Annotated in this window: 2 protein-coding genes; both read left to right on the top strand. The window is 54.0% G+C overall.

Annotated elements, in window-relative coordinates:
• Positions 1-295 precede the first annotated feature (295 nt).
• A complete protein-coding gene (locus tag GSQ94_RS02060; RefSeq protein ID WP_158941667.1) occupies positions 296-4264 on the top strand; it encodes an IPT/TIG domain-containing protein in 3969 nt (1322 codons plus the stop codon).
• Between the two features lie 154 nt (positions 4265-4418).
• Positions 4419-7040 carry a glycoside hydrolase family 2 protein gene (locus GSQ94_RS02065; RefSeq protein WP_254063549.1) on the top strand — a complete coding sequence of 874 codons (2622 nt, stop codon included), beginning with the start codon at positions 4419-4421 and terminating at the stop codon, positions 7038-7040.
• Positions 7041-10144 lie beyond the last annotated feature (3104 nt).

Raw genomic sequence — 10144 nt, forward strand, 5'->3', positions numbered from 1 at the left:
GAGCTGCTCTCTTATCGGGAGTTACGTGACCTGATGCCGCGTCTGTATGCGGGTGCGGCATTCGCCAACCTTCAACCGGATCTGTAATCCGCACCGTTTCACAACGCTGTAAGTCTTGACCGAATTAGAGGAGACTGCCATGGTTCGCAAACAGGTAACAGAAATGCGCATATCGGGAGATACCTGGCAACGCCGTCTGTGCGTTAGCCTTTGCTTGCTTACGATTCTGGCCATCACTTCCCTTACAGGTTGCAGTGGCGGTTCGGTCGCTCCATCAGCGATGACGGTTTCTTCTATGACACCGAACACCGCGTACACAACTGGAGGGCAGGTCGTATTTTCAGGCACCCATTTCACGCCAGATATGAACGTCTCATTTGGCGGAGCTGCTGCCCAAAAAATATACTTCCAAAGTTCAACTCTGATTACTGCAATTACACCTGTTGTCTCTTCAGTGGCAACTGTAGATGTTGCACTCAGCGCACCTGGCGGATCGGTCACCTTGCCGAAAGCTTTGACTTACACCGTACCTCCACCCCCCGTAAAACCAGGTGACTGTTCGACTCTGCCATGCACATATCAGGCAGTAAGTTCGGAGAACACGTTCCTCGGCACTGCAGCACCCACAACGTGTGCCGGGTGCACCAACGGACAAAAAGTAGGAAGTCTGGGTTTCGGCGGCTGGGTCATCATCAATAACGTGTATGCTCCTGCGGATGGCAACTACACCCTCAGCATCATAGGCTGTGAGGGCGCGGGGACCCAAACCTATAAGGTGCTGGTCAACGGCGGTAGCGCCATCAGTGTTCCTCTCTCAGGAAACAATTGGTTCGCAGATGCGGCCCCGGTGTCGATCACCGTACCGCTCAAAGCTGGTGGCGGAAACACCATTCAGTTGGGCAACGATACGGATTGGTCTCCTGACGTTGTTTCAGTCACAGTCAACGCTTCCAATAGCAGCGCTCCTACTCTGACATCGGTCGCGCCAAATCAGGTTCTTCTGTCAGGTGGCCAGGTTGTACTTGTCGGCACTAACTTCACATCCAGCACGGCGGTCACTTTCGGAGGAATTGCAGCCACAGCGGCAACCCTTCAAAGTTCGACGCAGATGACAGCAACTGCGCCAGCAGTCAAGTCGGGGGGAACGGTCGACGTAGGGGTTAGCTCTTCTAACGGAATGGCGACCCTCTCAAAAGGACTTACCTACATCCAGTGCAACGCGCTGCCATGCACCTATCAAGCTGCTGATGGTGGAAACACGCTGGTAGGCAATGCGGCAGTCGGGACGTGCACTGGATGCGCACAGGGGGTCAAAGTTGGAAGCCTCGGGAACGGGAGCGATGTCATCTTTAATAATGTGTACGCCCCAGCTGCTGGGAACTACACCGTTACGATCACAGGCTGTGAAGGTGCAGGAACTCAAAACTATCAAGTCATAGTGAATGGCGGAACTCCTCTCACAGTTCCGCTCGTCGGGAATAATTGGGATGCGCCAGCGGCTCCGGTCTCTATCACGGTCGAACTCGCAGCAGGTGGCAACAATACCATTGAGCTCGGTAATGCTGACGATTACTCTCCTGACGTCGTCTCGATTGCGCTGAGTCCTGCAAATGCCGCGACGATTCCGACCGTAGCTTCTATTGCTCCGGCTCAGCTTCCGATCACTGGCGGTCAGGTCGTCATCAATGGGACAAACTTTACACCGGATACCACCGTCACCTTCGGTGGCGTAGCTGCACCTCCGATCTCATTCCAAAGCGCCAACCAATTTACCGTGACGGCGCCCGCGAATGCCACCGTCGGGGCTGTAGACGTCGCGGTGACTTCCCCGGCGGACGGCACTGCCACTCTTTCCAAGGGGCTGTCCTATGTAGAGCCTGCAGCATGTACCAGCAGTACTTGCGTCTATCAGGCGTGGGATCCGCAAAACAGAATTAATGGAGGGGCAGCAGTCGCAAGCTGTCCTGGTTGCCTTAATGGCCTTAAGGTGGGTGGCATGGGCTATGGCAATGGAGTTACGTTCAATAATGTGTATGCTCCTGTCGCCGGTAACTATATCGTTACGCTCGTTGGTTGCGAGGGTGGTGGAACGCAAACTTATCAGGTCTCGGCAAACGGAGGCGCTGCCAATAACGTACCTCTCTATGGAAACAACTGGTATGTTTCGACGCCGCCGGTGTCAACGGTCGTTGCGTTGAATGCAGGAAGCGCAAACACCATCACGGTCACAAATGCTCAGACCTGGTCGCCCGATATCGTTTATATCGCGGTCAATGCTGCAAATACGGGTGCACCCTCTTCACCGCAGCCTGTAACGATGTCCAATGGACAAAACCTGATCACCTACGATCTGAGCACTGGGCTCGCTACGTTTGCCAGCGGTGGTCAGAATAAGATCGCAGGCTTCTACAGCGAGGCCTACAGCGGTTCCACGCTGTATCGAAGCACCTCATCCTCGTATACCCGCACCGCATCGAATGGCACGAATGGCGAAACGGATATTACTCTGACGGCATCCGACGGGTCGCCCACCATGATCCAGCGATTCATCATGAGCGCCAATCACTTCACCGTCCAGATCGAACTTGATGGTGCGAGTGCAGGTAGCAATGAGATGTCGCCTCTGTTGGTCAATCAGGCGGGGGCAGTTGACCTGGGGAGTTACACAGACCCGCGTTTCCTGATTGTCCCTTACGACAACAATGCCTACTACAACTACAACGCCGAGACGCCGAACGGCTTGTCCGACACTGGCTCCGAAGTCGGGGCTTTCTATGACAACACCAGCCGTAATGGCCTGGTCATTGGCTCGATAACTCACGACACATGGAAGACCGGTATCCAGTTCACGGGCAACGCGAACAAGTTGGACTTCCTCTGGGCGTATGGCGGGGCCAACAGCACTGAGGATCAACTGCCTCACGGTGCAATAGCCGGTGCAAAGATCTTGTCTCCTGTGGTGATGGTGGGTTACTACGACGATTGGCGTAATGGGATGGAAGACTTTGCCAATACGAACGCGCAGTACGCGCCGATGCTTGCATGGACCGGTCCGTCTCCGATGGGATGGAATAGCTGGGGCAAGATTCAAAGCAACCTGAGCTATGCCAACGCGACCGCTGTAGAGGATTACTTCCACACGCAGCTGCCGAACTACAACAACAACGGCGTCGTCTACATTAACCTCGATAACTACTGGACCAATCTGTCGGACAGCGAACTGCAGAGCTTCGTCACGCACGCACACAGCCAGGGTCAGAAGGCCGGGATCTACTGGACCCCGTTCATCATCTGGAACTGGACAGATCTAACGACGGCCGTCGATGGGGCACCAAACTATAAGTTCGGTGACATCGTCATGAAGTATTCGAACGGAACCCCCGCGGGAGCTATCGATAGTGCGTGGGGCGCCGATCCGACGCATCCGGGCACCCAGCAGCGGATCGACTACTACATCAATAAGTTCAAGACGATTGGGTTTGACTACATCAAGCTTGACTTCCTGATTCACGGAGCGCTCGAAGGGGGCTCGAATAACGGAGCGTTCTATGACACAACGATCCATACGGGTACGCAGGCATATAGCCAGGCGATGAAGCGCCTTTACACCGATGTAGGCACATCGATGCTCATCGACGAGTCGATCGCCCCGCTGTTCCCGTATCAATACGCCCATACGCGCAGGGTTGCGGGCGACACCTATGGATCGATCGAAGATACCAAGCGAGAGATGGCTTCGGCCAGCTACGGTTGGTGGATGGCCGGTAGGATCTATAACTGGAATGATCCGGACGAGATGCTGCTCGAAGGAACTGAGACTCCCTCCGGCTCTACGACTGCTGTTCCGTTTACCGCCAACGAGAACAAGAGTCGGGTCACGTCGGGTGCGGTCGCCGGCTTCATGCTGAATGGTGACGACGTGACCGATGCAGGCTCGCCGCCGCTCGTTCAAAAGTGGCTTACCAACCCCAGCATCAATGGACTGCCGGCTCTCGGCTTGAACTTCCGGCCGGTAGAAGGCAACACTGGAACCACTCCAGTCAATGTACTCGTCGCACAACAAGGCAGCGTCTACTACGTCGCCGTCTTCAACTACGACATCAACAATCCACTCAGTACTACAGTCGACCTGGGACGTGCCGGTCTAAACAGTTCCACTGCTTACTCCGTTACGGATCTCTGGTCTGGCAAAACATCTTCTGCAGCCGGAAGCCTCCCGATCAGTCTCGGAGCTGCCGAAAGCACGATCCTAAAGTTGCAGTAACGACAGTTGGCTTGATTACAGGATCAGCATCCCAATCGGGTGCTGGTCCTGTAATCGTATTCTGATCTCTTGACGCAGCTATCCATTGGAGCTGTTTTACTCCCCGCGAAGGCTCTCTGCCGCGGGTTTGGCTATTCGTAACGAAGGGAAATTCATGGGTCTCGGTCGGATGTTTCGTTGGTTGTTCGTGTGTGCCATTGCTGCTCCTCTCACTTCTCTGGCTGCCGGTGTGAGCCACCTCGAACGCCTCCCTCTCAAGTCTGCATGGACTGTACGACAGCTTCCCGATGATGGGATGGCTGAGAGCCAAAGCGCGACACCTCCCGTTCTGGAGGGAGGATGGTTTCCTGCGACGGTACCGGGCGATGTGCATCTGGACCTGCTCACGAGTGGCAAGATACCTGACCCGTTTTATCGGGACAACGAAGCGAAGCTTCAGTGGATCGAGAAGGCTGGATGGGAGTACCGTACCTCGATCGACGCGACGAAAGCGGCTCTTGCTCGTGAGAACGTGGAGCTGGTATTTGATGGGCTGGACACGGCTTGCACGATCTTTCTCAACGGGCAGCGGATTGGCTCGCCTGACAATATGTTTCGACAGTGGAGATTCGATGTTAAGGACCGTCTTCATGAAGGTGCGAACGACCTGAGGATTGTATTCCCGGCTCCGATGAAAGCAGCGGAAGCCGTCGCCGAGAAGGATCCTTGGCACTCTCGAACGCATACGGATCCGAAGGGATATATTCGCAAGGCGGTTTACGAGTTCGGATGGGACTGGGGCCCGCGGTTCGGAACGAGCGGCGTCTTTCGTCCGGCGTATCTGGATGTATGGGATAGTGCACGCATCAAAGATATCTTCGTCGAGCAAAGCGATGTGACTTCTGTTTCGGCAAATCTCGACCTCCATGTAGAGGTGCTTGCCTCAAAGGAGACGAAAGCTACCGTGAGCTTGACATACGGAATCGGATCGGAACAGCTCCACATCGATCGTGTCGTAACGCTTGGTCCGGGAAGCAATAAAATATCCTTCCCTATCGATATCGCGCATCCCCAACTCTGGTTTCCGTCAGGTTACGGTGCTCAACCCATCTATCACTTCCATATCTCCGTCAAAGAAGATGGGCATGAGCTTGATGCCAAGGATGCAAAGACGGGGCTAAGGTCTGTCGTTCTACGGAGAGAGTTGGATAAGTGGGGACGTTCCTTCGAGTTTGTGATCAACGGAATTCCTGTCTTCGCAAAGGGTGCGGATGTGATCCCCTTCGATAGCTTTCCGAACCACGTTACCAACGAAAAATATCGGCACATCCTCCAGTCGGCCAAAGACGCAAACATGAACATGGTCCGGCTGTGGGGGGGAGGGTACTACGAAACAGAGGAGTTCTACGACATATGCGATGAGCTCGGATTAATGGTCTTCCACGATCTCATGTTTGGGAATAACTGGCAGCCTGGCACCTACGACTTCAAGCAAAATATCGAGCGCGAAGCTGAGTATCAAATAACTCGTCTTCGGAATCATCCAAGCATCGTTCTCTGGGATGGTAACAACGAAACCGAGGATCTCAGAGAATGGAACGGCAACGGCCAACTTCCTCCGAAGGTCCACGAGCGAATCTGGGAGGACTATCTGACCGAGTTCAGCGGCATTCTTGCGCGAACCGAAGCGAGACTGGATTCAGAGATCCCCTATTGGCCGAGCACGCCGAGCGCTGACTACGAGGAACTTACTGATACCTATCAGAGCGGCGATAACCACGATTGGAGCGTCTGGCACGGTGGGGCTGATTTTACCGATTACGAGAAGCGCCCCTGGCGATTCGTCTCCGAATATGGTTTCCAGTCCTTTCCTGAGATGAAGACGATCGAGTCTTTCACTCTGCCGGAAGACCGGACAAGTATCTTCACCCCAGTGATGAAGGCCCACCAGAAAAATGGAGACGGCAACAGGCTCATTCAGGAGTACATGAAGCGTTACTTCGGGGAGCCGAAGGACTTCGCCTCGTTTCTCTATGCCAGCCAGGTGCTCCAGGCAGAGGCCATCAAGGTCGGCGCGGAGAGTTTCCGTAGAAAGAGACCCGAGACTATGGGCTCACTTTTTTGGCAGTTGAATGATTGCTGGCCCGTCGCCTCCTGGGCAAGCATCGACTACTACGGACGATGGAAGGCTCTGCAATATTACACGCGCAGGTTTTATGCTCCTGTCCTGGTTTCACCCCATGTCGACAGCGGCACATTGTCTATCTATATCGTGTCCGACAAAACTGCTCGGATGGACGGCACACTCCGTCTTCGGATCATGGATTTCTCGGGTAAAGTGATCAAAGAGACAAGCGAGGCTGTAAAAATCGACCCGCTTGCCTCAAAGGTCTATCAACAAATACCGCTCGTTCAGTTGTCCGGCACCACCGCTCCCGATTGGTCCGGTCTTGTCGGAGTCGCGGACGTCACGGTAGGCGGACAAGAGGTCTCGACAAACACAGTCTACTTCGTGCCTTCCAAGCAGATTAAACTTCCCCCTGCTGCCATTGCCGCCGAAATCTCGCAGTCCGGAGATGGATATGATGTGATCTTAAGCTCAGCGGTACTGGCTCGCAGCGCCTATGTCTCTTTTGGTGAGTTAGAGGCTCAATTCTCAGATAATTATCTTGATCTCCTGCCGGGAGAGAAACAGACGATCCATGTCACCAGCAAGGCCACACTTGCGGATCTCAAATCTCAAATGAAGGTAATCTCCTTGGTTGATGCGTTTTCGCCAGCGGTGGCCGAGAAATAACCTTGTGAGCCGATAAGAAATTCGTGTAGAACGAACGTCGTTGTGGTCCTAGCCAACAAGCTGGCACGTATTGCTGGGCTGTGCTTCCAGCGCTAACGAATACAGACCAACCACCGCCTAACGGTGCGAAAAAGCCTGCGGCTTGGACGTGGAGATTGACGGGTCGAGTGGTGCACGTAAATTTAGAGCCCGAACGTAACAAACTTAGCGACGAGCGAGGTGACACTTCCCGCTATTGTGAGTCCTTTTGGGCTCGTGGGCGTCAGTCGAAACGAATGAACTCTTCAGGTCACGATTTGGGGTTTTTGCAAATCGGGTTGTTCGTTATCCTCATCTGCGCACCTGCGTTTGCCATCCAAGCGATCGAACAATTGCGCAGTTGGCACACACGAGTTGGACAGCTAAGGAGGATGCTCCAAACGCGGTTCACGCGTTTGCGCAGACGACCGATGGCTATCTGTGGATGGGTGGACCGACTGGTCTTTATCGTTTTGACGGAGTTCGCGAGTATCGGGGTCAGACTTCGCCGGAGATTATGTGAAAGTGCGAAATTGAACGTTGTACAAAACGGGACTTGGGTTCTGCGGCTGCGCTTCTGCTTCACAAGCGCTCAGTGTTCTGTAATGAGCTTAAGAGCGTCCAGCCGCTGCTACGTTTGTTTCTCGGCAGCCACAATCTGCCCTGGGTGCGTTCAGCCTATGTTGATCGGATCGCGACATGGGAAGCGTGAGTCCGTGGCCAACTCGGCCTAGGGCTGAAAGAAACCACTCATTTGAATAGACATTTCCTGTGATCCTGAAACCTGAGGGTGAGGAAGGGTGCTGAATCGCCATTTGCTCGATTCACTGCGTAGACGTAGTCTAATCATAGCCCACGAGGCGGACGGCGTCGGTGTTACGGCCATGGATCCTCTCTATGTCTTCGAGGGCTATACGATCGACGAGCCTTGGGTTGTCGTGCTCGCCCCGCTCACAACTACGAACGCCTCAAGGAAGTCCCATCCGACGAGACAAACGGCGTAGGTGTCTGCGATGTGGGAGATCAGTATGCGAAAGAGACCCGCTCTTCCTATGCGTTGGTGAACTGGATCCTCTCTCAGGGGTATCACGCTAACCCATACCCGGGCCCTTCGGCCAGTGCTCTCGCGCTAATTCCACCGCCTCAGGACTGGGAGAGCTCGGCAAGCATGGGTCGCTGATCAGTCGCTACTTCGGATCCGGCGTCCGTCTTGCGGGAGTTACCATCGACATGCCACTCGTCGCTACTGGTAGTGATTGCTTTGGAGCCGACGAGTTCTGCGCGACCTGCCAGGTCTGCACGACCTCATGTCCGCCCGGCGCCATTGTCCCGCAAAAGCAGATGGTGCGCGGTGTCGAGCGTTGGCACGTTGACTTGATAAATGCATCCCCTATTTTGCGGAAGCGGCTTCTTGCGGGATATGCATTGCGGAGTGCCCATGGACGCGGCCGGCGGGGCGCCCTAAGCTGCTTGCGACTATGGCGCGTCGGCTCGGTCAGTAGATTCAGGTTCGGGTAAACGATAATTTTGTTCAACTTACAGATTCTAAAAGGTGCGGGAAGCGCTAAAAGTGCCAGAATACCCAAACGTTCTTGCAATCTTTTGCAAAATTCACCTTCGGACCTTTCGTCGGGTCGGACTGGCCGGTGCCCGATGCGGTGGAATCTTTGCTTGTGGGCTGCACATGCATCGCCCCGCCTACACCGTAAAAGGCTGGGTCAGGAACCGGTCCAATGTAAAAGTTGTCACTGATAAGGTCTGCAACCTCTTTAGGGGTGTTGCATTTCCCGTGCAGAGGGCCGAATACAGCGGCGAATGCCTTCTCCCGTGCTTTCCGATCTGCTTCGCCGCAGTCTGGTATTTACTATGGGTATGCTCGTTTTCAGAGTCGCTCTCACTTTTGACAGTGGTGAACCAACGGTCGAGGGCGTAAGTGATGGTGACCTCTCCCACCTCCCGAGCTTGCTGAAGCTCTTCCAACTCTCTGAGCTTTTGCTTGACCGGGTCCCAACTGTCCCTGATCTCCCGTGCCTGCTCCTCTGCCTTAGTCCAGGAACGTGTCTTTGCCGAGATCGTCTTGTTCTTCCCGTCCCTTAATTAATAGGTAGATGTACTTGACGCACTCGCAACGCTTCCAGTGAGGGTCATCCTTCTTCGAGCAATCCGATGTGTGGCGGGTGTATACGGATACGGTTTGGGTCTTGGTTTGGAGGGAGCGGACGTTAAGTGCGGACATACCTGCAGAGTAGAGTTCCCCTCTTGCAGATCTATTGCAGTTTCAAGAAAATCGCTGTAAGTGATTGATTATAAGGTGGTGCCCAGAGACGGGATCGACCGCCGACGCCGGCCTTTTCAGGGCTGCCGGACAATTCAGTTAAGTGGATCGGATCAGCGGATGTGCTTCACAATAAAGCTTTTATGTTCGGTGGATTTTAGGACTTCCTAGGGCAAATTGGGATGCGTATTGTTCGCGTATTGTTCGCGCGAATGCTCAGTGGCGCTAATAACGCAGCCCTGGCTCAGAATCCCAATTGAAGGATCGGCGGCCTTAGGCAAACTCTGGGATAGAGCACTGGGTTCGCGGGCGGCCTAGCTTAGTATGGTCCCACCGTCTGGGCTTCGTTTTGAAATAGCAGCACCGTTTTCGTAAAAGATCTGCCATTCCGCAAGACAGTCGAGAAGTTGGTAGGTCCCTGATCTGACTGTCTCGACCAAATCGTATTCGACGTGACGATTGTAGTGGTCTAAGCATCTCCTTTTGCTATCCCACTGCAAGTCCGAGAAGTTCTACCTCCTTTCCGCAACCCGCGCAATAGGTAAGTAAGTCATCTGAAAAGCGGTTTCCAAGTTATATTTCGCCCACAAGAATATACCTTATATCGCAAAGAGAAATGATGAAGTCAGAGTCAACTTACATTTGAAAAAGGATCGACCATCAGGTGAAGAGTAGAAGTAATGCATTGGACACTTGGAGCGCCCAACCTGACCTGCCCCCAAAACCCGCACGTTTGTGAATACGAATTTATCCCGTCGCCGGAGCTGTGGCAAAGTGGGAAACGCTGGAGGCGTTTTCCAAGCAGGCGTAG

The organism is Granulicella sp. S190 (assembly GCF_009766095.1).
Taxonomy (GTDB): Bacteria; Acidobacteriota; Terriglobia; order Terriglobales; family Acidobacteriaceae; genus Edaphobacter.